16 protein-coding genes are annotated in these 21,950 nt (G+C 67.9%); 10 read left to right on the top strand and 6 right to left on the bottom strand.

Features of this window, described 5'->3' with window-relative positions; genetic code table 11:
- Positions 1-32: 32 nt before the first annotated feature.
- The 6 genes from DD542_RS07510 to DD542_RS07485 all read right to left on the bottom strand — a co-directional run bounded on the left by DD542_RS07510 (position 33) and on the right by DD542_RS07485 (position 7,067).
- Positions 33-845, bottom strand: a complete 813-nt coding sequence (locus tag DD542_RS07510; protein ID WP_127804817.1) for an ABC transporter ATP-binding protein — start codon at positions 843-845, stop codon at positions 33-35.
- 87 nt (positions 846-932) lie between these two features.
- Positions 933-2,264 carry an ABC transporter substrate-binding protein gene (locus DD542_RS07505; RefSeq protein ID WP_066153915.1) on the bottom strand — a complete coding sequence of 444 codons (1,332 nt, stop codon included), beginning with the start codon at positions 2,262-2,264 and terminating at the stop codon, positions 933-935.
- Positions 2,265-2,322: 58 nt separating this feature from the next.
- Positions 2,323-3,381, bottom strand: a complete 1,059-nt coding sequence (locus tag DD542_RS07500; protein ID WP_066153911.1) for a branched-chain amino acid ABC transporter permease — start codon at positions 3,379-3,381, stop codon at positions 2,323-2,325.
- A gap of 12 nt (positions 3,382-3,393) precedes the next feature.
- Positions 3,394-4,323 (bottom strand): branched-chain amino acid ABC transporter permease, encoded by a 930-nt coding sequence (locus tag DD542_RS07495; RefSeq protein ID WP_127804815.1) that lies wholly within the window; start codon positions 4,321-4,323, stop codon positions 3,394-3,396.
- Positions 4,324-4,338: 15 nt separating this feature from the next.
- Positions 4,339-5,124 carry an ABC transporter ATP-binding protein gene (locus tag DD542_RS07490; RefSeq protein WP_127804813.1) on the bottom strand — a complete coding sequence of 262 codons (786 nt, stop codon included), beginning with the start codon at positions 5,122-5,124 and terminating at the stop codon, positions 4,339-4,341.
- Positions 5,121-7,067 (bottom strand): AMP-binding protein, encoded by a 1,947-nt coding sequence (locus DD542_RS07485; protein ID WP_127804811.1) that lies wholly within the window; start codon positions 7,065-7,067, stop codon positions 5,121-5,123. The genes DD542_RS07490 and DD542_RS07485 overlap by 4 nt, the downstream gene beginning before the upstream one ends.
- Positions 7,068-7,369: 302 nt before the next feature.
- On the opposite strand from DD542_RS07485, the gene DD542_RS07480 reads away from it, so the two are divergent.
- From DD542_RS07480 to DD542_RS07435, 10 genes are all read left to right on the top strand, one after another.
- Positions 7,370-10,849, top strand: coding sequence for a hypothetical protein (locus DD542_RS07480; RefSeq protein WP_127804809.1), 3,480 nt, complete (start codon positions 7,370-7,372; stop codon positions 10,847-10,849).
- 2 nt (positions 10,850-10,851) lie between these two features.
- Positions 10,852-11,742 (top strand): UbiA family prenyltransferase, encoded by an 891-nt coding sequence (locus DD542_RS07475; RefSeq protein ID WP_127804807.1) that lies wholly within the window; start codon positions 10,852-10,854, stop codon positions 11,740-11,742.
- Positions 11,743-11,787: 45 nt separating this feature from the next.
- On the top strand, positions 11,788-12,513 hold the full coding sequence (locus tag DD542_RS07470; RefSeq protein WP_066153891.1) for a Crp/Fnr family transcriptional regulator: 726 nt from the start codon (positions 11,788-11,790) through the stop codon (positions 12,511-12,513).
- Between the two features lie 31 nt (positions 12,514-12,544).
- Complete coding sequence (locus tag DD542_RS07465) at positions 12,545-13,588, top strand: pseudouridine synthase (protein ID WP_084397179.1); 1,044 nt, start codon at positions 12,545-12,547, stop codon at positions 13,586-13,588.
- Between the two features lie 19 nt (positions 13,589-13,607).
- Positions 13,608-14,870 (top strand): alpha/beta hydrolase, encoded by a 1,263-nt coding sequence (locus DD542_RS07460; RefSeq protein WP_127804805.1) that lies wholly within the window; start codon positions 13,608-13,610, stop codon positions 14,868-14,870.
- A 114-nt stretch (positions 14,871-14,984) separates the two neighbouring features.
- Positions 14,985-16,850, top strand: a complete 1,866-nt coding sequence (htpG, locus tag DD542_RS07455; RefSeq protein ID WP_127804803.1) for a molecular chaperone HtpG — start codon at positions 14,985-14,987, stop codon at positions 16,848-16,850.
- A 184-nt stretch (positions 16,851-17,034) separates the two neighbouring features.
- Positions 17,035-18,456 carry a class I SAM-dependent methyltransferase gene (locus DD542_RS07450; protein WP_241559717.1) on the top strand — a complete coding sequence of 474 codons (1,422 nt, stop codon included), beginning with the start codon at positions 17,035-17,037 and terminating at the stop codon, positions 18,454-18,456.
- Positions 18,453-19,781, top strand: coding sequence for an ATP-binding protein (locus DD542_RS07445; protein WP_079364335.1), 1,329 nt, complete (start codon positions 18,453-18,455; stop codon positions 19,779-19,781). The genes DD542_RS07450 and DD542_RS07445 overlap by 4 nt, the downstream gene beginning before the upstream one ends.
- Positions 19,778-20,968, top strand: coding sequence for a hybrid sensor histidine kinase/response regulator (locus DD542_RS07440; protein ID WP_127804801.1), 1,191 nt, complete (start codon positions 19,778-19,780; stop codon positions 20,966-20,968). The genes DD542_RS07445 and DD542_RS07440 overlap by 4 nt, the downstream gene beginning before the upstream one ends.
- Complete coding sequence (locus tag DD542_RS07435) at positions 20,965-21,918, top strand: response regulator (protein WP_127804799.1); 954 nt, start codon at positions 20,965-20,967, stop codon at positions 21,916-21,918. The genes DD542_RS07440 and DD542_RS07435 overlap by 4 nt, the downstream gene beginning before the upstream one ends.
- Positions 21,919-21,950: the final 32 nt, after the last annotated feature.

Here is a 21,950-nt window from a genome sequence, read left to right as displayed (position 1 = left end):
TGTAGGAAGCCTCGGGTTGATGGGATGCGGGATCAGGCCAGCCAGCGCTTGCGGCGCTTGTAGCTCTTGACGTCCTTGAACGACTTGCGCTCACCGCCGCCCATGCCCAGGTAGAACTCCTTGACGTCCTCGTTGTTGCGCAGGTCGCTGGCGGCGCCGTCCATCACGATGCGACCGCTTTCCATGATGTAGCCGTAGTCGGCGTACTTCAGGGCCATGTTGGTGTTCTGTTCGGCGATCAGGAAGGTGACCTTCTCCTTGGTGTTGAGGTCCTTCACGATCTCGAACACCTCCTCCACGATCTGCGGTGCCAGGCCCATCGAGGGCTCGTCCAGCAGCACCACGCTGGGGTTGGCCATGAGCGCGCGGCCGATGGCGCACATCTGCTGCTCGCCACCAGACGTGTAGGCCGCCTGCGAGGTGCGGCGCGTTTTGAGGCGCGGGAAGTAGTTGTAGACCTTCTCCAGGTTGCGCGCGACCTCGGCCTTGTCGGTGCGCGTGTAGGACCCCGTCATCAGATTTTCCTCGATGGTCAGGTGCGCGAAGCAGTGGCGCCCCTCCATCACCTGCACCACGCCGCGGTTGACCAGGTCGGCGGGCGACAGGTTCTCGATGCGCTCGCCGCGCAGCTCGATGCTGCCCTTGGTGACCTCGCCACGCTCGCCCTTGAGCAGGTTGGAGATGGCGCGCAGCGTGGTCGTCTTGCCCGCGCCGTTGCCGCCCAGGATGGCCGCGATCTTGCCTTCGGGCACGTTCAGGGAAACGCCCTTGAGCACGAGGATCACGTGGTTGTAGATGACCTCGATGCCGTTGACGTTGAGAACGATGTTGGGATTGGTGCTCATGGTGTTTCCTTCTGGACCATTTGCAAGGCTCGGCGCACCGGCCTTGCAGATGGTCGCTGGCGAACCAGCGACCAGGGGTGATACCGATCAGCTTCCGCAGTCCGACGCGGCGCGACGGGTCAGCTTCTTCTCGGCGGCGTACTTGTCGGCGGCGGCTTTGACCATTGGCTTGATGATCTGTTCATCGGCCTGCAGCCAGTCGCTGGTGAATTGCCACTTGCTGCCGTCCCAGGTGTGCACGCGGGCCCAGTTCGCGCCCATGTGGTCCTGGCAGCTGGTGGACACCGGGCGCATCACGCCCTTGAAACCCAGGGCGTCGAGCTTGGCCTGTGTCAGGTTGAGGTTCTCGTAACCCCAGCGGGCCTGCTCGGCGGTCACGACCTTGCCCTTTCCGTACTTTTCCTGAGCCTGGCGCACGCCTTCGACTGCAAACATGGCGCTCATCAGACCGCGCATGTAGAGCACGTCGCCCACTTCTTCCTTCGGTCCGGTGCCCTGGCCCTTGTCGTGCAGTTTGGACAGGATTTCCTTGACCACATCGGCGCCCTTTTCCGTGCCGTGCTGCATCGTGACGGCGTTGTAGCCCTTGGCGCCCTGGCCGACGTCCTTGACGTCCGGCTCGGCACCTGCCCACCACACGCCGTACATCTTCTCGCGCGGGTAGCCGGTGGCCTGGGCTTCCTTCAGCGCGGTGGAGTTCATCACGCCCCAGCCCCACAGCACCACGTAGTCGGGGCGCTGCTGGCGCACCTGCAGCCAGGTGGCCTTCTGCTCGACGCCAGGGGCGGTCACGGGCAGCAGGCTCAGCTGGAAGCCCAGTTGCGAAGCGCGTTCCTGCAGCAGCGGAATGGGTTCCTTGCCGAAGGGGCTGTCGTGGTAGACCAGCGCGATCTTCTTGCCTTTGAGGCTGGCGAGGCCACCTTCCTTCTTGCCCAGCTGCTGGATGATGGCGTCTGCGGCCACCCAGTAGGTGCCGGCCAGCGGGAAGTTCCACTTGAACACACCGCCATCGGCCGATTCACTGCGGCCATAGCCAGCCGTGATCAGCGGGATCTTGTCGATCGGTGCCTTCTCGGTCAGGGCAAAGGTGGCGCCGGTGGACAGGGGCTGGAACACGGTGGCGCCTTTGCCTTTCAGGCGCTCATAGCACTCCACGCTCTTGTCGGTGGCATAGCCGGTCTCGCACTCTTCGAAGCTGAGCTTCACGCCGTTGATGCCACCGCGGGCATTGACCAGCTTGAGGTAGTCCACATAGCCGTTGGCCCATGGCACCCCGTTGGGGGCGTAGGCACCGGTGCGGTAGACCAGCACCGGGAAGAACTGCTCCTTGGCCTGGGCCATGGCAGCCGTCGGGACCACCGCGCCCGAGAGGGCGGCACAGGCCAGCGACACGGAGAGAACCAGGTTACGTACTTTCATCGCTTTGTCTCCTTAAGGACAGGTCGGGCTCACACAAAAACTGACGTTCAACAGGCAATCAATGGGGGAAAGGCCAGAGGCGAAGCTTCTGCTTGCCAATGCTCCACAGCTTGGCCAGGCCGTGGGGTTCCACGATCAGGAACCAGACGATGAGCGCGCCGAACACCATGAAGGTCATGTGGGCGGCGGCTGCGGTCGAGAGGCCGACCAGCAGGCTGATGCGTTCGATGAAGATCGGCAGCAGCACGATGAAGGCGGCGCCGAAAAAGCTGCCCATGATCGACCCCATGCCGCCGATGATCACCATGAACAGCAGCTGGAAAGAGCGGTCGATCGAGAAGGCCGCCGGTTCCCAGGACCCGAGGTGCACGAAGCCCCAGAGCGCGCCAGCCACGCCGACGATGAAGGAGCTCACCGCGAAGGCCGACAGCTTGGCGTACTTGGGGCGAATGCCGATCACAGCGGCGGCCACGTCCATGTCGCGGATGGCCATCCATTCGCGGCCGATCGAGCTGCGCACCAGGTTCTTGGCCAGCAGGGCAAACACCACCAGGAAGGCCAGGCAGAACAGGTACTTCTGCAACGGGGTCTCGATGGGCATGCCCAGCACCTGCAGGTTCGACACCGACACCGACCCGGACGCGTTGTTGTTGGTGAACCAGCCCACGCGCAGGAAGGCCCAGTCGCAGAAGAACTGCGCCGCCAGCGTGGCCACCGCCAGGTACAGCCCCTTGACGCGCAGGCTGGGGAAGCCGAAGAAGATGCCCACCAGCGTGGCGAAGAAGCCGCCGGACAGCAGCGCCAGGATCAGTGGCATGCCTTCGATGCGGATGTAGGTGTTGTAGGCCATGTAGGCGCCCACGGCCATGAAGGCCCCCGACCCCAGCGAGATCTGGCCGCAATACCCCACCAGGATGTTCACGCCCAGGGCGGCCAGCGACAGGATCAGGAACGGGATGAAGATGGCGCGGAACAGGTATTCGTCGGCCAGCATCGGCACGCCGACGAAGGCGAACGCGATGAGGGCGAGGATGGCCCAGCGGTCCTGCGCAATCGGGAAGATCTGCTGGTCGGCGCGGTAGGAGGTCTTGAACTGGCCGTTTTCGCGATAGAACATGTTCTTGTCTCCTTACACGCGGTCGATGATCTTTTCGCCGAACAGGCCCTGGGGCCTGAACAGCAGGAACACCAGCGCCAGCACATAGGCAAACCAGATCTCGATGCCGCCGCCGACCATGGGGCCGAGGTAGACCTCCGAGAGCTTCTCGCCCACGCCGATGATCAGGCCGCCGATGATGGCGCCGGGCACCGAGGTCAGGCCGCCCAGGATGATCACGGGCAGCGCGCGCAGGGCGACGGTGGTGAGCGAGAACTGAACGCCCAGCTTGGAGCCCCAGATCACGCCGGCCACCAGGGCGGTGATGCCGGCCACGCACCAGACGATGACCCAGATGCGATTGAGCGGGATGCCGATGGACTGCGCCGCCTGGTGGTCGTCGGCCACCGCACGCAGCGCGCGGCCGGTGCTGGTCTTCTGGAAGAACAGCGACAGCGCGGCGACCAGGCAGGCCGCGATGACGGCCGCGATGATGTCCTCCTGGTTCACCAGCACGCCGCCCTCGAACACGTTCTCGAACAGGAACACCGGATCCTTGGGCATGCCGACGTCGATCGGGTAGATGTCCGAGCCGAAGATGGTCTGGCCCAGGCCATCGAGGAAGTAGGTGATGCCCAGCGTGGCCATCAGCAGCGTCACGCCTTCCTGGTTGACCAGGTGGCGCAGCACCAGGCGTTCGATCAGCCAGGCCAGGATGAACATGCAGCCGGCCGCCACGATGAAGGCCAGCACATTGCCCAGCAGCTTGCTTTCGATGCCCAGCCACTGCGGAATCCACTGGGAGAAGCGGGCCATGGCCAGCGCGGCGAACAGCACCATCGCGCCCTGCGCGAAGTTGAAGACGCCCGAGGCCTTGAAGATGAGCACGAAGCCCAGCGCCACCAGCGAATACAGCATGCCGGCCATCAGGCCGCCGAGCAGTGTCTCAAGAAAGAATCCCATGGTGTCTCTCCGTGTTCAGTGCGAGGTACCGAGGTACGCGCTGATGACTTCTTCGTTGTTGCGCACCTCGTCCGGGGTGCCGTCGCCAATCTTCTTGCCGTAGTCCAGCACCACCACGCGGTCGCTGATGTCCATCACCACGCCCATGTCGTGCTCGATCAGCACGATGGTGGTGCCGAACTCGTCGTTCACGTCGAGGATGAAGCGGCTCATGTCCTGCTTCTCTTCCAGGTTCATGCCGGCCATGGGTTCGTCCAGCAGCAGCACCTGCGGCTCCATCGCCAGGGCGCGGCCCAGGTCCACGCGCTTCTGCAGGCCGTAGGGCAACTGGCCCACGGGGGTCTTGCGGAAGGCCTGGATTTCGAGGAAGTCGATGATGTGCTCGACGAACTCGCGGTGCTGCTCCTCTTCGCGCTGGGCCGGACCGATGCGCAGCGCCTGCAGGAACAGGTTGCTCTTCATGCGCAGGTTGCGGCCGGTCATGATGTTGTCGATCACGCTCATGCCCTTGAACAGCGCCAGGTTCTGGAAGGTGCGCGCGATGCCCATCTCCGCCACCTGGCGGCTGTTCATGTGCTTGAAGTGCTGGCCGCGGAAGGTGATCTGGCCTTCCTGCGGCTGGTAGACGCCGTTGATGCAGTTGAGCATGGAGCTCTTGCCCGCGCCGTTGGGGCCGATGATGGCGCGGATCTCGTGCTCCCTGACGTTGAACGAGATGTCGGTGAGCGCCTTGACGCCACCGAAGCGCAGGCTGATGTTCTGGACGTCGAGGATGACGTCGCCGATTGTTTTCTGGCTCATGCTGCGGCTTTCACGGGTGCAAACGTCTTGGCGTCGCTGATCTTCAGCGTGGCGCTCACGCTGCCGGTGCGACCGTCCTCGAACTTGACCTGGGTTTCGATGTACTGCTCGGCCTTGCCGCCGTAGAGCGCGTCCACGAGCACGCTGTACTTCTCGGCGATGAAGCCGCGGCGGACCTTGTTGGTGCGGGTGAGTTCGCCGTCGTCGGCGTCCAGTTCCTTGTGCAGCACCAGGAAGCGGCTGATCTGGCTGCCAGCCAGCAGGGTGTCGCGGCTGAGGTCGGCGTTGACCTTCTCCACGCACTCGCGGATTAGCTCATAGACCTCGGGCTTCTGCGCCAGGTCGGTGTAGCCGGCGTAGGGCAGGTTGCGGCGCTCGGCCCAGTTGCCCACGGCCTCGAAGTCGATGTTGACCATCACGCAGACCTTCTCGCGCTGGTCGCCGTAGGCCACCACCTCCTTGATCTGCGAGAAGAACTTGAGCTTGTTCTCGACGTACTTGGGCGCGAACATGGCGCCGTCGTTGGCGCCGCCCTTGATGCGGCCCACGTCTTTCACGCGGTCGATGATCTTGAGGTGGCCCGAGGCGTCGATGAAGCCGGCGTCGCTGGTGTGGTACCAGCCGTCGGCGGTCAGCACCTCTTCGGTGGCCTTGGGGTTCTTGTAGTACTCCTTGAGCAGGCCGGGCGACTTCACCAGGATCTCGCCGGTCTCGCTGAGCTTGATCTCCACGCCCTCACAGGGCACGCCCACGGTGTCGGCGCGCGCCTCGTGGTCGGGCTGCAGGCAGACGAACACGGCGGTTTCGGTGGAGCCGTAGAGCTGCTTGAGGTTGATGCCGATGCTGCGGTAGAAGCTGAACAGGTCGGGGCCGATGGCCTCGCCCGCGGTGTAGGCCACGCGCACCCGGCTCATGCCCAGGCTGTTGCGCAGCGGGCCGTAGACGAACAGGTTGCCCAGCGCGTACTTCAGGTTGTCCATGAAGCCCACGGACTTGCCGTCCATCTTGGGGGGGCCGACGCGGCGCGCCACGTCCATGAAGGCGTGGAACATCTTGCGCTTGAGCGCACCCGCGTCTTCCATGCGGATCATCACCGTGGTGAGCAGGCCTTCGAACACGCGCGGAGGGGCGAAGTAGTAGGTGGGGCCGACTTCCTTGAGGTCGATGGTCACCGTGGCGCCCGACTCGGGGCAGTTCACCACGTAGCCGGCCACCAGCCACTGGGCGTAGCTGAAGATGTTCTGCCCGATCCAGGCCGGTGGCAGGTAGGCCAGCACCTCGTCTTTTTCGGTCAGCTTGTCAAAGCGCGCGCCGACGGCCGCGCGGTCGATCAGGGTGCTGTGGGTGTGGACCACGCCCTTGGGGTTGCCGGTGGTGCCCGAGGTGAAGAACATGGCGGCGACGTCGCCAGGCTGCGCCTTCTCGACCTCCTCGCGGAAGAAGCCGGGGTGTGCCTTGGCAAAGGCCTGGCCCGCGCCGACCAGCTCTTCCAGCCCGCCCAGGCCGGGCTGGTCGTATTTGCGCAGGCCGCGCGGGTCGTCGTAGAAGATGTGCGCGAGCTGCGGGCACTGGGGCTGGATTTCCAGCATCTTGTCGACCTGCTCCTGGTCCTCCACCACCGCGAAGCGCACCTCGGCGTTGTTGATCGGAAACACGCACTCGTTGGCCACGGCGTCCTGGTACAGCGGCACCGGGATCGCTCCCAGCGACTGGGCGGCCAGCATGGTGGCGTAGAGGCGGGGGCGGTTGGCGCCGATCACCACCAGGTGCTCGCCGCGGGTCAGGCCGGCCTGGTGCAGGCCGCAGGCGATGGCCTCGACCAGCCGGGCCATGCCCGACCAACTGGTGGTCTGCCAGATGCCGTATTCCTTCTCTCGCATGGCCGGCGCGTCGGGGCGCCGGGTCGCGTGGTCCAGCAGCAGCCGGGGGAAGGTGGTTTGCATGTGCTTGACTCCTTGGGTCTTCCGCCGAGCGGGCAGGAAGACGGTGACCGCCTGATTCAATGGGGCGGATAGTAGGCCGATGTTTGACGTCATGTTGTCGGTGCGACGACAATTGAGGGGTCAACCCTGCTAGGACTTTCCCTAGGAAAATCCGGCACGGTGCGCCGATGTTTGTCAGGTGCCCGCCAGTCTGGGCGTTCTGGTGCGGCGTGGTCGCTGCAGTGGCCGTGGCAATGGAATCCAGGGAGTGAATCAACACGGCGCTGCGCCACGCGAACCGGCCGCCTGACCTTGCCTGCTTCATGTCTTTTGCTGTTTCCCTGCTCCTGCTGGCCTGGGTGTCCCTGCGCTGGGCCCGCCACCTCTCCGATGCGCCAGCCGACCGCTACTGGATCTTCGTCGGCACCGCCCTGCTGCAGGTCGGTGCGATCACCGGTCTGACCTCGCTGGCGCACCAGCTGACCCCCGCGGGCTGGCTCGTGCTCCAGGTGCTCATGGCGGCGGCCACTGCTCCGCTCACCGGCGGCTGGCGCCGGGGCGGCGTGGCTGGGTCGCTGTCGGGCGGGACGGGGCTGCGGGCCGCCCTGGTCACCAGTTTCAAAGGACTCACGGCCTGGGGCCTGCTGCTGCTGTGCGCCATCGTCGGTGTGCTCCTGCTGGTGCTGGTGCGGCAGGCGCTGGAACCGCTGTACCACTTCGATGACCGGATGTACCACGCCTCGCGGGTCCTCTACTGGATCCAGCACGCGACGGTATTCCCCTTCGAGACCCACAACATCCGGCAGAACCTGGTGCCCTTCGGCAGCGAGCTGTTCTTCCTGTGGCCGGTGCTGCTGACCAAGTCCGAGGTCGCCGGGCGGCTGGTGTTCGGTCTGGCGTTGCCGCTGGCGGCCATCGGGCAGTACCTGCTGCTGCGGGCATTCCGGTTGGGGCAGACGGCCGCGCTGGCCGGGGTGCTGATCCTGGTCTCGACGCCACTGATCGTTTCCAGCGCTTCGGGTTTGAAGCCGGAGGTCTGGTCGGTGCTCTCGCTGCTGGGCCTGGCCTACTGGGCGGTGACGCTTTGCGACGGGGCAGACAGGCCGGGACTGCGCTGTTTCTTCCTCGGGGTGTTTGTCGCGCTGAGCACCAACGTGCGGTCGTTTCCTGCGGCGCTGCTGCCTGGCCTGCTGCTGATCCTGTGGTGGGCCCCCGGGGCGGCCGGCGTCGGGGCGCGGCTCAAGGCCTTCGGTGCAGGCCTGCTGGGGGCGGGGGTGCTGAGCACCCTGCTCATTCCCCTGGCCTTCAACACGGTCCGCTACCACCACCCCATGGGGCCCCCGGAGGTGCGTCGGGTGGTGCAGGCCGAAACCACGCCGCAGGTGGCCTACACCCATGCCATCCGGTTCGTGTCCTTGCTGCTGGAGTTGCCGGCCGCGCCGCCGGGGTCGCCCGAGGTTCGGGCCGGCTTCAGCGCCACCGCCAACCGGCTCATTTCGGCGGTCGGAGCCGGGCAGCCTCTGGCGGGTGAGGCGGAGGGTCCATGGCCGGGGCGGTACGTGTACGCCCTGCCCGAGCAGGCCACACGGTTTTCGTTGTGGGGGCTGCTGTGGCTGCCGGTGCTGGGCGTCGCCGCCTGGCGGCTGGCCGGATACCCGAGGACGCGCCGACGGCTCGACGGGGTGGCCGCGCTGGCGCTGCTGGCCATTCCGTTGCTGGGGGCGGTGCTGTTCGGCGCGCGCTGGATGGCCCACTCCGAGGTGCCCGCGCGGTTTCTCTGCGGCCCTTTTGCCCTGGCGCTGCCGCTGGGGCTTGCGCTGGTCGCACCGCGCCTGACCGCCGGCCTGGCCCGCAGGCGCCTGGTCCAGGGGCTGCTGGCCCTGCTGCTGGTGTATGCGGTGTACCCGCCGGTCCGGAGTCTCGCAAAGGAGGTGCGCCAGGCAATGACCGATCCGCTGCCAGGCATCGACGTCAACGAGCCCTTCAACGAGGTGCTGCGTTCGGCCATGCCGCCGGGTTCGCGGGTGCTGCTGGTGGGCCACCAGGATGTGCGCGACTACCCGCTGTTCTCGCCTGGCACCGGGTATTCGAACGCCGTGGTCCCCTGGGGAACGGCGCCGTTTGACGAGGAGCGGATGCGCCGCCTGATCGTTTCGGAGCGGGTGACCCATGTGCTGATCCAGGACGATGCACGCGCGCTGTTCCGCTGGTTTCCCCCGGTCGACACGCGCGGGATGGTGCGCTGGCTCAATGCCCAGGAAGATCTGAAGCCGGTCTTGCTGCGATCGGCTGGCCAACGGCTGTACGAGGTGACCGGCGCCGCCGGAGGCAACGACGCACCCTTGCGCAGCTTCGAGGCCCCGGCCGAGGCGCCCCTGATCGGTGTTTCGGGCGCGTTGCAGGAGCAGGTGGGGGTGGACGAATCGGCCCTGCAGACCCCCTGGCCCGTCAACGACCTCGGCGGCGACGAGCGCGGCTTCCTGTGGCTGGGACAAGGGTATGCCCAGGGGATCGGTTTTGCCCTCTGGTCCCGGCGGGCGCTGGAGGTCGACCTCCGGTTCGACATGGAGCCCGGCCCCGGCATGACCGTCCCGGGGCGGCGGTTCATGCTGCTCCACAACGACCTGCCGGTGGGCGGCGAGCGCCGCTTCGAGGGCGTGACATCGGCCGTGGTCCGTGTCCGCCTGCACGCCGGGCGCAATCTCCTGAGCCTGCTGGCACTGGACCGTGCGACGGTCGTGCCCCTGCCCAACGGCGATCCGCGGGGGCTGGTGGTGGGGCTGCGGGCGATCCGCGTCGAACCGGCAGCGGCGCCCGCCGCTTCAATGGAGAGGCCCGTGGCGGGCGAGGACGGGCTCGCCCGCAGTGCGCGCCTGGCGGTGGGGCTGATCAACCGCCGGCAGCAGGGCGACGGCTACTGGTTCACGGCGCACACCTGGGGCACCACCTACGAGCGGCCGGTGGAGGAAATGAACACCTACCTCACCGCCCTGATGGTCGATCTGCTGGCGGCCGAGGGCACCCCCGAGGGCCTGTCGGCCGGTCTGGACCGGGCGCGTGCGCATCTGAACGACCAGATCGAGCCCGGTGGCCTGGTGCGCTATCACGGCAGACCCGGCGGGCGGGCCACGAGCGAGACCGGCATGTGCACCATCACGCCCGATGCCGACGACACCGCGCTGGTCTGGCGCATCGCGCCGGGCGGCCACTCGCTGCGTCCCCGGGCGCTGGCGGGCGTTCAGGCCTACCGCACCGCAGAGGGCCTCTACCGCACCTGGCTGTCGCCTGAAAGCGGCTACCAGTGCCTCAACCCCGGCGCCGACCCGAACCCCGCGGACATCGGCATCCAGATGCACGTGCTGATGTGGCTGGCGCAGGACGACCCGCCCGCGGCCCGCGAACTGTGCCAGGCGCTGCGCCGCACCGTCGATCAGGACCGGCTCTGGGTCTACTACAGCCGGGCGCCGCTGGTGCCGGTGATGCGCCAGCCCGACCTGCGGGCGCATGGCTGCGACCTGGCGCTGCCCGCCGACAGGGTGCGGGCCGAGTTCCCGGAGCAGCAGGTCTGGCTCGATGCCGCGCGCCTGATCGCCCGGATGGGGCCGGGGTCGACCAACCGGCCGACCGCCGATGAAGCGCGGCCGCTGCTGGAGGCCCTGGCCGCCGACCGGTTCGCCGCGGTGCGCAACAACCCGCCCATGCTCTATCACAACGACCTCAGCGCCTCGGTGTCCCGCAGGTACTGGTCGGAAGACGTCGGCTACGCGATGTGGCTGCGGATCTTCCTGGGCACCGGGGGTTGACCATGACCATCCGCTTGACCGGCACGCGCCGGTGCCGGGCCCTGCTCGCCAGCATCCGGTACGACGAGATCGTGGTGCTCCAGGGCGCGCCGGTGCTGGGTGCGGTGTTTGCCATCGGAGCGCTGGACGCCGTCCGTGTGTGGAACCTGGTGCTGCTGGTGCTGGCCAATGCCGCGCTGGTGGCCCATGTGTTCCTGCTCAACGACTGGGCCGGCATCGAGCACGACAGCCGGGACCCTGCCCGGGCGTCGCGGGTGTTCCTGCAGCGCGGGGTCAGCCGCCGGGAAATCGGTGTCCTGGTGCTGCTCACGCTCGTGCTCAGCATGGCCGGGCTGGCCTGGCTGGGCCGCACGCCGCTGCTGCTGGGGCTGCTGCTGATGATGGCGAGCGCCCTGTATTCGCTGCCGCAGGTGTCGGTCAAAGGCGTGCCGCTGGCCAATTCCCTGCTGCACTTCGTCACCGGGGTGCTGCACTTCCTGATGGGGTACGCCGTGTTCCGGGAAATCGACGCCGGCGGGGCCGTGATCGGGCTGTTCTTTGCGGTGGTGTTCAGTGCCGGGCACCTGACGCAGGAAGTCCGCGACGCCGAGGCCGATGCGCGCAACGGCATCCGGACCAACGCCGTCTGCTTTGGTCGGCGTGCCTGCTTCCTGGTGGCCTTCGGGCTGTTCACGCTGGCCAACGCCCTGTTGGTGGCGCTGGCCCTGCAGGGGAGGGTGCCCGACGCGCTGGTCGCGGTGGTCGCCCTGGCGTATCCCGTGCACGCCTTCTGGACCTGGCAGGCCTTGCGCGAGGGCCTGCCCCATGTCAGCGTACGGCGCCTGCAAGTGCGCTATCGTGTGCTGTATGCGGGCATCGGGCTGGCGATGGTCACATCACTGCTGCTGGTGTGAGTCCTTGCCGTCCGGCCCCGATGTCCCCTGTGAGAGGCCCTCGCCATGCCGTCCACCACCCCTCTGCGCTCCGGCGCGACACTGCGCGCCACCGCCCGCCCGCCGTCGCTGGACGAGCTGGGCGAAATCCCCTGGCTGAACAGCCTCACCCCGGCCGAGCGCCAGCGGGCGCTGGACGCCCTGGTGGTCAACGAGGTGCAGGTGGGTGAACTGATCTGCCGCATCGGGCGGCCGGCGACCTACTGGTTCGGCCTGCTCGACGGCCTGCTCAAGATGAGCAACGACGACTCGCAGGGCGCGGTGATCACCTTCACCGGCGTCGCGCCCGGCGGCTGGTTCGGCGAGGGCACGGTGCTCAAGCGCGAGGCCTACCGCTACAACATCCAGGCCCTGCGCAGGAGCCGGGTGGCCGGCCTGCCTGTGGACACCTTCCACTGGCTGCTGGACCACTCGATCGGCTTCAACCGCTTCGTGATGAACCAGCTCAACGAGCGGCTGGGCCAGTTCATCGCCGCGCGCGAGATCGACCGCATCTCCAGCCCCGACCTGCGGGTGGCGCGCAACCTGGCGGCGCTGTTCCACCCGCTGCTCTCACCCAACGTCGGCGGGGTGCTGCGCATCACCCAGCAGGAGCTGGCCTACCTCGTGGGCCTGTCGCGCCAGCGGGTGAACGAGGCGCTGACGGCGCTGGCCGACAAGGGCTGGATCCGGGTGGAGTACGGGGGCTTGCGGGTGCTGGACCTTTCGTCGCTGCGGTCCGGGGAGCTGTAGCGGGCCGGCATGGCCATGGGATCATCGGGGCATGACCGACAAACCCAAGACCTTGCAGCTTAAGGCCAAAGCCCCGGCCGAGAAGCCGGCGGCCCCGCGCGCACCCGTGCGCCCGCGCGGCCCGGCCCGGGCCCGACCCCTCTCTGAAGTGAAGGCCGAACGTGCGGCGCGTGAGGCCGCCTGGGCGGCGCAGAACCCGCAGGGCGACACCGCACCCCGCCGCCCATCGGAGGCACCCCGGCCGTCCCGCCCGCCGCGCGACACCCGGCCCGACCTGGCCCGCGTGGGCAACGTGCGTGGCGAGATCCGCCTGAACAAGCGCATGGCCGAACTGGGCCTGTGCTCGCGCCGCGAGGCCGACGAATGGATTGCGCGCGGCTGGGTGCTGGTCAACGGCCAGCCCGCCGTCATGGGCCAGCCGGTGCCGCCCGACGCGCAGGTCGAGGTGCTGCCGCAGGCGCGCCACCAGCAGGCCGGGCAGGTCACCATCCTGCTGCACAAGCCGGTGGGCTATGTGAGCGGCCTGCCCGAAGACGGCCACGAGAGCGCCGCCGTGCTCATCAAGCCCCAGAGCCACTGGCGCGATGACCGCAGCGGCCGCCGCTTCGAGGCGGTGCACACGCGCGGGCTGGCGCCGGCCGGCCGGCTGGACATCGACTCCACCGGCCTGCTGGTGCTCACGCAGGACGGGCGCGTCGCGCGCACGCTGATCGGCGAGGACTCGGGCGTCGAGAAGGAGTACCTGGTGCGCGTGCACTGGGCGCCGAACGGCCCCAAGGGCGCGGGCGTGGTGACGCAGGACGTGCAGGCCGTCTTCCCGGCCGAGCGCCTGGCCCTGCTGCGCCACGGCCTGAGCCTCGACGATCAGCCCCTCAAGCCAGCGCAGGTCGACTGGCAGAACCCCGAGCAGCTGCGCTTCGTGCTCAGGGAAGGCAAGAAGCGCCAGATCCGCCGCATGTGCGAGCAGGTCGGCCTTCATGTGGTCGGTCTCAAGCGCATCCGCATCGGCCGCGTGATGCTCGGCAATCTGCCGGTGGGGCAGTGGCGCTACCTGGGCGGAGACGAACGGTTCTGAGCCCGGCGCCCACGATCGCATGACCAAGCCCACTCCGACCGGACCGCTGCGCCAGGCCCTGCTGCGCCACGTGCGTCCGACCGACTTGCAGGCAGCGGCCCAGCTGGCGGTGCAGGGCACCCACGGCGTGATCAACATCGCCGAAGGCGTGCACCAGGCGGTGCACCGGCGGCTGGGGCTGTCCGGTGGCACGACGGGTGAGCAGACCGGTGGCCTGACGGGGCAGATCTACCAGGCCGTGCGCGGCGTGGCCCGGCTGGCGGGCTGGGGCACGAACGCGGCGCTGGGCGTGCTGCTGCCGCTGCTGGACGACCCGGCGACCCACCCCGAGGCCTCGCCGCAGCGCGAGGCGGTGCTGGCCGCACTCAACGGCGTGCTGGGCGACCGGCTGCAGGCCCTGGGCAATCCGCTGGCGCAGGCCATGGAGCTGCGCGCCGGCGGCGTGCCGCTGTCGTTGTCGCCTGGTTCGCTGAAAGAAGAGCTGCCCAGCGCCGGTCCGCACATCCTGCTGCTCGTTCATGGCCTGTGCATGAACGACGCGCAATGGCGCCGCAGCGGGCACGACCACGGTGAATTCCTGGCACAGGCGCTGGGCGCCACGCCCGTCTACCTGCGCTACAACAGCGGCCTGCACATTTCGGTCAACGGGCGCGCGCTGGCGCTGCTGCTGGAACAACTGGTGGCCGCGTGGCCCGCGCCACCGACGCGCATCACGGTCGTGGGGCACAGCATGGGCGGGCTGGTGGCCCGTTCGGCGGTGGCGGCGGGCCAGGCGGCGGGCCTGTCGTGGACGCAGCTGTTGCGCGAACTGGTCTTCCTGGGCACGCCGCACCACGGCGCGCCGCTGGAGCGCGCCGGCCACGGGGCCGACTGGCTGCTGGCTTCCAACGCCTTCACCGCACCGTTCGCGCGGCTCGGCAAGCTTCGCAGCGCAGGCATCACCGACCTGCGCCACGGCCATGTGCAGGATGCCGACTGGCAGGGCCGCGACCGCTTTGCCTCGGGCGCCGACCACCGCCAGCCCTTGCCGCTGCCCGAGGGCGTGGCCTGCTATGCGGTGGCGGCCACGCTGGCCGGGCAACGCAGCCGGCTGGCCGAGCGCCTCACCGGCGACGGCCTGGTGCCGCTGGACAGCGCGCTGGGCCGCCACGAGGACCCGTCGATGCGGCTGGCGCTGGCGCCCGATCACCAGTGCACGGTGTTCCGGACCGGGCACCTGGACCTGCTGTCCAGCCCGAAGGTGGCGGCCCAGCTGCAGACCTGGCTGGCCGCGCCGGCTTGACACCCCGGCTTGAAATCGCGCGGCCTGCCCATAATTGCGCCCTCGCGAGTGCCACCCGGCCGGTCCGGCGCGGGTGGCACGGCCCCTCATACCTTCTGACGATTTTCAAAGAACATGAGCAAACAGACCCTCTCCTTCCAGGCCGAGGTGGCCCAGCTGCTGCACCTGGTCACCCATTCGCTGTATTCCAACCCCGAGATCTTCCTGCGCGAGCTGGTCTCCAACGCCTCGGACGCCTGCGACAAGCTGCGCTTCGAGGCCCTGAACAACGCCGCGCTGTTCGAGGACGCGCCCAACCTGGACGTGCGGGTGGCCTTCGACAAGGACGCGAAAACCATCACCATCACCGACAACGGCATCGGCATGAGCCAGGCCGAGGCGGTCGAACACCTGGGCACCATCGCCAAGAGCGGCACGCGCGACTTCATGAGCCACCTCAGCGGCGACCAGAAGAAGGACGCCCAGCTGATCGGCCAGTTCGGCGTGGGCTTCTATTCGGGCTTCATCGTGGCCGACAGGATCGTGGTCGAGTCGCGCCGCGCCGGTCTGCCGGCCGCCGAAGGCGTGCGCTGGACCAGCGGCGGCACGGGCGACTTCGAGGTCGAGACCATCGAGCGCGCCGCGCGCGGCACCACCATCACCCTGCACATCCGCGAGGACAAGACCGAGTTCCTGAGCCACTGGAAGCTCAAGTCGCTCATCACCAAGTACTCCGACCACATCAGCCTGCCCATCCTGATGCAGAAGGAAGAGTGGGACGCCGAGAAGAGCGAGTACATCACCCGCGACGAGTGGGAGCCGGTGAACTCGGCCAACGCCCTGTGGGCACGCAGCAAGAAGGACATCAGCGACAAGCAGTACGCCGAGTTCTACAAGAACATCAGCTACGACCAGGCCGACCCGCTGGCCTGGAGCCACAACCGCGTCGAGGGCAGCACCGAGTACACGCAGCTGCTCTACATCCCGTCCAAGGCGCCGATGGACCTGTGGAACCGCGACCGCAAGGCCGGCATCAAGCTCTATGTGCGGCGTGTCTTCATCATGGACGAGGCCGAGAGCCTCATGCCCGCCTACCTGCGCTGGGTCAAGGGCGTGGTCGACTCCGCGGACCTGCCGCTGAACGTGAGCCGCGAACTGCTGCAGGAAAGCCGCGACGTCAAGGCGATCCGCGAGGGCAACACCCGCCGAGTGCTGGCCATGCTGGACGACCTGTCCAAGGACGCCGACAAGTACGCCGCCTTCTACGCCGAGTTCGGCGCCGTGCTCAAGGAAGGCCTGGGCGAGGACTTCTCCAACCGCGACAAGCTGGCCAAGCTGCTGCGCTTTGCCAGCACCACCAGCGACGCCGTGGTCGTGTCGCTGGCCGACTACAAGGCCCGCATGAAAGACGGCCAGAAGGCCATCTACTACATCACCGCCGACACGCTGGCGGCGGCCAGGAACAGCCCGCAGCTCGAACTCTTCCGCAAGAAGGGCATCGAGGTGCTGCTGATGACCGACCGGGTCGACGAGTGGGCGCTGTCCTTCCTGCCCGAGTTCGACGGCACGCCGCTGCAGAGCGTGGCCAAGGGCGCGGTGGACCTGGGCGAACTGCAGGACGAGGAAGAGAAGAAGGCGGCCGAGCAGGCGGCCGAGAGCTTCAAGCCGGTGCTCGACAAGCTCAAGGAAACCCTCAAGGACAAGGCCAGCGACGTGCGCGTGACCACCCGGCTGGTGGATTCGGCCGCCTGTCTGGTGGTGGGCGAGGGCGAGCTCTCCAGCCAGCTGGCCCGCATGCTCAAGGCCGCGGGCCAGAAGGCCCCGGAAGCCAAACCCACGCTGGAGGTCAACCCGTCGCACCCGCTGGTGCGCAAGCTCGACGGCTCGGCCCATTTCGACGACCTGGCGCACATCCTGTTCGACCAGGCGCTGCTGGCCGAGGGCGGCCTGCCCGACGACCCGGCCGCCTACGTCCGGCGGGTCAACGCGCTGCTGGCCTGAGCGCTACGGAAATCGAGTGCATAAGGTCTGAAACCCGGTCCGGTATCCGGCCCGGGTTTTTTTGCGCCCGAACGGCGTTTGGACGACAGTTGCGCCCGTGAAACAGGTCGCAGATGACTACACTGGCAGATTGGGAGCTTCCGATCGGGGCGATTCGCCCCACCACCGTTGACATCCAACCACCGTGCAACCCCAGCGCCCCTTTGATCCTGTTGTCACCTTCCGAAACAGCCAAGGCGAAGCCGCGCGCGGCACGCTGACCAGTCTCCAGCGCCGCTCGCTGGTGATGGAGATCTACAACCCCTATTCCATCGTCCAGGTCAGCGAGGTGCTCAGCGACCTGGTGATCCGCTCCGGCGAACGCGCCATCTACCAGGGCAAGGCGGTGGTGGTGAGCCTGCTCAACACCGGCCTGATGGCGGTGGTCTCGCTGGCCCTGATTGACGAGTGGTCGGACCTCAATCTGGCCCGTGGCAATGTGCGGGAGGTTGGCATGGAAGCTGCCCGTTTTGTCGAGGACTGGGAGCAGCGCTTCCGGGTCAAGGAGAGCTACCAGGTGGCGGTCAGTGAGTTCCGGGCCTTCCTGTCCGAGACCGCGCGCTGGATCGATCAGGCCGACATGCTGGACTCGCTGCCCAAGGGCGAGGACGGCCGGCTGACCGATGCGGTGTTCTGGGCCATGGCCGAGCCCCTGATGACCAAGGGCAAGAGCTTCCTGGTGCGGCTGGAAAGCGAGGCCGCCAGCGTGCCGGCGGACGACGCGCTGCTGCACCGCAGCTACGCCCAGGCGGCGCTGCATCCGCTGGTGCTGCGGGCGCCCTTTGTCTACCGCACCTTTGCCAAGCCGCTGGGCTATGCCGGCGACTACGAGATGGTCAACCAGCTGCTGGGCGACCCGCGGCAGGGCGGCAGCACCTACATCCAGCTGGTCAACGCGACCTTCCTGCGGGCGGCGGTGGCCGAGGCGCACCGCAACCGCATCAACATCCTGGTCGACTACCTCCGGCGCGCCGTGGCCCTGGGCGAGCAGGAAGGGCGCCAGGTGCGCATCCTCAACGTGGGCTGCGGCCCAGCGGTCGAGCTGCAGCGGCTGATCGCCTCCGGCGCGGACCTCAGCCGCCTGAGCTTCACCCTGCTCGATTTCAGCCGCGAGACCCTGGACTACACGCGCGAGCGCATCGACGCGGTGATGGCCGAGACCGGCCGGCGGGTCGAGGTGAACTATGTCCAGGAGTCGGTGCACGACCTGCTCAAGCGCCCGGCCCAGTCGCAGGAGCTGGAGGGTGGCCGGGGTTTTGATTTCATCTACTGCGCGGGCCTGTTCGACTACCTGTCCGACAAGGTCTGCACCCGGCTGATCCGCTATTTCATGTCCCGCTCCGCCCCGGGCGCGCGCATGCTGCTGACCAATGTGCACTCGAGCAACCCCGAGCGCCATGGCATGGAGCACCTGCTGGAGTGGCACCTGATCTACCGCGACGAGGCGCAGATGATGTCCGTGATGTCCGAGGTCGGGGCGGCGATCGACCTGTACACCGACCAGACCGGGGTCAACGTGTTCGCGGAAACCACGCTGCCGGGGCGCGGCCCCCTGGACACTGCATGATCGCCAGGGACACCGCGTCCTACGAGCGTCAGCTGTCGGCGTTCCGGCTCGCCTACAGCAAGGCCGGCAGCATCACCTCCATCGGCTTGGTGCTCGCGGGGGTGGGTCTGGACTATTTCTCCTATCCGGAGTGGTTGACCGAGTTCTTCCTGTTGCGTCTGCTGGTGGCCTGCCTGACCCTGGGCATCCTGATGCTGCTCTACACCCGGGTGGGGGCGCAGCAGGTGCGGGTGCTCACCATGACCTGGCTGGTGCTGCCGCAGGTGATGATCGCCTGGATGATCTGGCTGACCAGCGGGGTCGATTCGATCTACTTTGTTGGCCTGCACCTGGCGATGTACGCGGTGGGCATCATCCTGCCGATCACGCTGTTCGAGGGCATCGGCTTCGGTGTGCTCACGCTGGTGCTCTACCTGATGGCCTGCACGCTCCACCCCGACGGCGTGGCCGAACCCGGCAAGCTCTACACCAACAGCCTGTTCATCCTGTTCTCGGCCATTGCCAGCGCGGTCTGCACCTGGTTCAACGAGCGGGCGCGGCTGCGCCTGTTCCAGCTGCAGCACGAGGTGGCCATGAACAACGACAAGCTGCAGGAGACCAACCGCACCCTGGCCGAGGTCAAGGGCCAGCTGATCCAGCGCGAGAAGATGGCCGCCATCGGCACCCTCTCGGCCGGGCTGCTGCACGAGCTCAACAACCCGGTGAACTACGCCCTGATGGCGGTGAACATGGGCCTGAGCGTGCCGTCTGCCAAAACCGACCCGATGCTCAAGGAGAGCCTGGACGACGCGCGCGAGGGGCTGACCCGGGTGCAGAACATCGTCTCCGACCTCAAGACTTTTGCCTATCAGAAGCCCGGTGACGACAGCCAGCGGCCCTTCCTGCTGGAGCACGCGGTGCGTTCGGCCATCCGCCTGGCCGGCTACGAACTCAAGGGCATCGAGTTGGCGCTCGACCTGCCCCAGGACACCCATGTGATGGGTGACGAGCCGGCCATCATCGGGGTGCTGATCAACCTGCTGAGCAATGCCGCCCACGCCATGCAGTCCGTGCAGCGGGCGCAGCCGCGCATCGATGTGCGGGTGGCGCCGGAGGGTGAGCGGCTGCGGATTTCGGTGCGGGACAACGGGCACGGCATCGACCCGGCCAACATCGGCAGGGTGTTCGAGCCCTTCTTCACCACCCGCGACGTGGGGGCCGGCCTCGGGCTGGGGCTCAGCGTGAGCTACGGCATCGTGCAGCGGCACGGCGGCATCCTGTCCGTCGACAGCGTGTTCGGCGAATGGACCGAGTTTTCGTTCGATCTGCCGAGGCCGCCCCAATGAAATCCGACCTGCCGGGTTCCGGTTCCGTTCCCCCGCTGGCCCGTGCCGTGCTGCTGGTCGACGACGAACCGCAGGCGCTCAAGTGGTTTGCGCGCTCCTACGGCGACGAGTTCGACGTGCGGACCGCCGCCAGCGTGCGGCAGGCACTGGATCTGATGGACCGGCAGGGGCACGAGGTCGCCGTCCTGCTGACCGACTACCGCATGCCCGAACGCGACGGTGTGGCCCTGCTGGCCGAGGTCCGGCAGCGGCACCCCCTGGTGTCGCGGTTGCTGATGTCGGCCTATGCCGACAAGGACGTGGCGATGGCGGCGGTCAACCTGGGCCATGTGGGGCGGATCCTGGAGAAGCCGCTGGACGAACCGGTGACCCGGCGGGCCTTGCGCGAGGCTCTGGCGGCCTGCCAGCAGCGGCTGCGCGAGCAGACCCTGCTGCAGCGGCGGGACGAGGCCATGCGAGAGACGCTCGGATTCCTGGCGCACGAGGTGGGCACGCCGCTGGCCACCGTCAGCGGCTACCTGCACGCCATGCGCGAACGCCAGCAGGCCCCTCTGTGCGGCAACACCGACCTGGTCTGTCTCACCCAGCGCCGTCCCGGCGAAATCGGAGCGATGCTGGATGCGGCCCTGCGCCGCACCGACTACGCCCAGTCCCTGGTGGCGACCTTCGTGCGCACCGCGCGCGACGCCTATCACGCCGACGGCACCGCCAGCGAACTGGCCAGTGATCTGGTGCGATCGGTGCGCGAGGGCTATCCTTTCGATGGCGATGAGGCCGGCTGGCTGGTCTGCGATCTGCTGCAGGACTTTGTCCTGCCCGGCCAGCGCGACCTGCTGTACCTGGTGCTGTGTACCGTGGTCAAGAATGCCCTGCTGGCCCTGCATTCGGCACCGCCGGCCGAACCCCGCATCCGCATCTTGGTCGCAGGAATGCCGGACCGGGCGGTCATTGAAATCAGCGACAACGGTCCGGGCATTGCGCCGGAGGTGCTGGCCCGGCTGACCCGGGAGCCCGTCACCACCCGGTCGGCCAGTGGCGGCAGCGGCATGGGCCTGGTCTTCTGCCAGCGGGTGATGGCATCCGTGGGCGGGACGGTCGAGGTCCGGTCACCGCCCGCTGGTGGCACCGCGGTCCGCCTGCACTTTGGTGCCACGGACACAGAACAACACCATGAGGTATCCAGATGAAACCCGAGAAGATCCTGTACGTCGATGACGAGGCGATCGCCCTGAAGTACTTCGAGCGGCTGGTGGGGCCGCTGGCCCCGGTGCTGACCGCCAACTCGGTCGACGAGGGGCGCGCGGTGCTCAGCGTGCACGGCGCCGACATCGCCGTGCTGGTGTGCGACCAGCGCATGCCCGGTGAGCGCGGCAACGAGTTGTTGCGCCACGCCCGCACCCACTACCCGCACATCGTGCGCATGCTCACCACAGCCTATTCCGAGATCGGCGAGGCCATTGATGCGATCAACACCGGCGAGATCTACCGCTACATCGCCAAGCCTTGGGAGCTGGAGAGCCTGCGCTCCGACCTGAAGAACGCACTGGAGCTGTCGGCCCTGCGCAGCGAGCGCGACGAACTGGTGCGCGACAAGATGCTGGCCCAGCAGGCTCGCCTGGTGTCGGGCCGTCTGTCGTCCCTGCTCGTGATCGGCGCCGGTGCCGACCCGGCGGCGTACGAGCGCGCGCTGTTCCGCTTTGCGCAGGCGGCCCTGTGGGTGGGTGCGCAGGAGCCGGCGGTGGACTGGCACCGATGGGACCACGCCGACCTGCAGCAGGCCGAGGCGCGCCGGGGCGCCGGGGTGGCGCTGCAGGTCCGCTCCTGGCTGGAACGGTTCGGCGCCCGGCAGGACGATGCGCATGCGCTGGCGCAGCTGGCGGCTGTCCTGGGCGCAGAGGTCCGGGACGGTGTGCTGCATCTCGCCCGCACCGAGCCCTGCACGGCCCTGCTGACCGCACCCGCCGGTGGTCCGGCCTCGGCCCACGACTGCGCCTGGCTGGCCTGGCAACTCTGGACCCAGGGGCGTTTCGGCCTCCATTCGGCTGGCGAAGGCTGGGTGGTTGCGCCGGCCAAGGACGAGCCCCTGCCCAAGGACTGGCTGGCCGACGCGATGGAGCGCCTGGGCAGCCTGGCTTGATCTGCGTCAGGGTCCGGGTGGTGGCTGGCCAC

The organism is Hydrogenophaga sp. NH-16 (assembly GCF_004006415.1).
GTDB classification, from domain to species: Bacteria; Pseudomonadota; Gammaproteobacteria; order Burkholderiales; family Burkholderiaceae_C; genus Hydrogenophaga; species Hydrogenophaga pseudoflava.
The sequence above is the reverse complement of the archived record's forward strand: the minus strand, read 5'-3'. Positions and strand labels throughout refer to the sequence as shown.

Coding starts and splice junctions, on each gene's coding strand:
- DD542_RS07510 (WP_127804817.1), bottom strand. CDS start 845: ATGAGCACCAATCCCAACATCGTTCTCAACGTCAACGGCATCGAGGTC.
- DD542_RS07505 (WP_066153915.1), bottom strand. CDS start 2,264: ATGAAAGTACGTAACCTGGTTCTCTCCGTGTCGCTGGCCTGTGCCGCC.
- DD542_RS07500 (WP_066153911.1), bottom strand. CDS start 3,381: ATGTTCTATCGCGAAAACGGCCAGTTCAAGACCTCCTACCGCGCCGAC.
- DD542_RS07495 (WP_127804815.1), bottom strand. CDS start 4,323: ATGGGATTCTTTCTTGAGACACTGCTCGGCGGCCTGATGGCCGGCATG.
- DD542_RS07490 (WP_127804813.1), bottom strand. CDS start 5,124: ATGAGCCAGAAAACAATCGGCGACGTCATCCTCGACGTCCAGAACATC.
- DD542_RS07485 (WP_127804811.1), bottom strand. CDS start 7,067: ATGCAAACCACCTTCCCCCGGCTGCTGCTGGACCACGCGACCCGGCGC.
- DD542_RS07480 (WP_127804809.1), top strand. CDS start 7,370: ATGTCTTTTGCTGTTTCCCTGCTCCTGCTGGCCTGGGTGTCCCTGCGC.
- DD542_RS07475 (WP_127804807.1), top strand. CDS start 10,852: ATGACCATCCGCTTGACCGGCACGCGCCGGTGCCGGGCCCTGCTCGCC.
- DD542_RS07470 (WP_066153891.1), top strand. CDS start 11,788: ATGCCGTCCACCACCCCTCTGCGCTCCGGCGCGACACTGCGCGCCACC.
- DD542_RS07465 (WP_084397179.1), top strand. CDS start 12,545: ATGACCGACAAACCCAAGACCTTGCAGCTTAAGGCCAAAGCCCCGGCC.
- DD542_RS07460 (WP_127804805.1), top strand. CDS start 13,608: ATGACCAAGCCCACTCCGACCGGACCGCTGCGCCAGGCCCTGCTGCGC.
- htpG (WP_127804803.1), top strand. CDS start 14,985: ATGAGCAAACAGACCCTCTCCTTCCAGGCCGAGGTGGCCCAGCTGCTG.
- DD542_RS07445 (WP_079364335.1), top strand. CDS start 18,453: ATGATCGCCAGGGACACCGCGTCCTACGAGCGTCAGCTGTCGGCGTTC.
- DD542_RS07440 (WP_127804801.1), top strand. CDS start 19,778: ATGAAATCCGACCTGCCGGGTTCCGGTTCCGTTCCCCCGCTGGCCCGT.
- DD542_RS07435 (WP_127804799.1), top strand. CDS start 20,965: ATGAAACCCGAGAAGATCCTGTACGTCGATGACGAGGCGATCGCCCTG.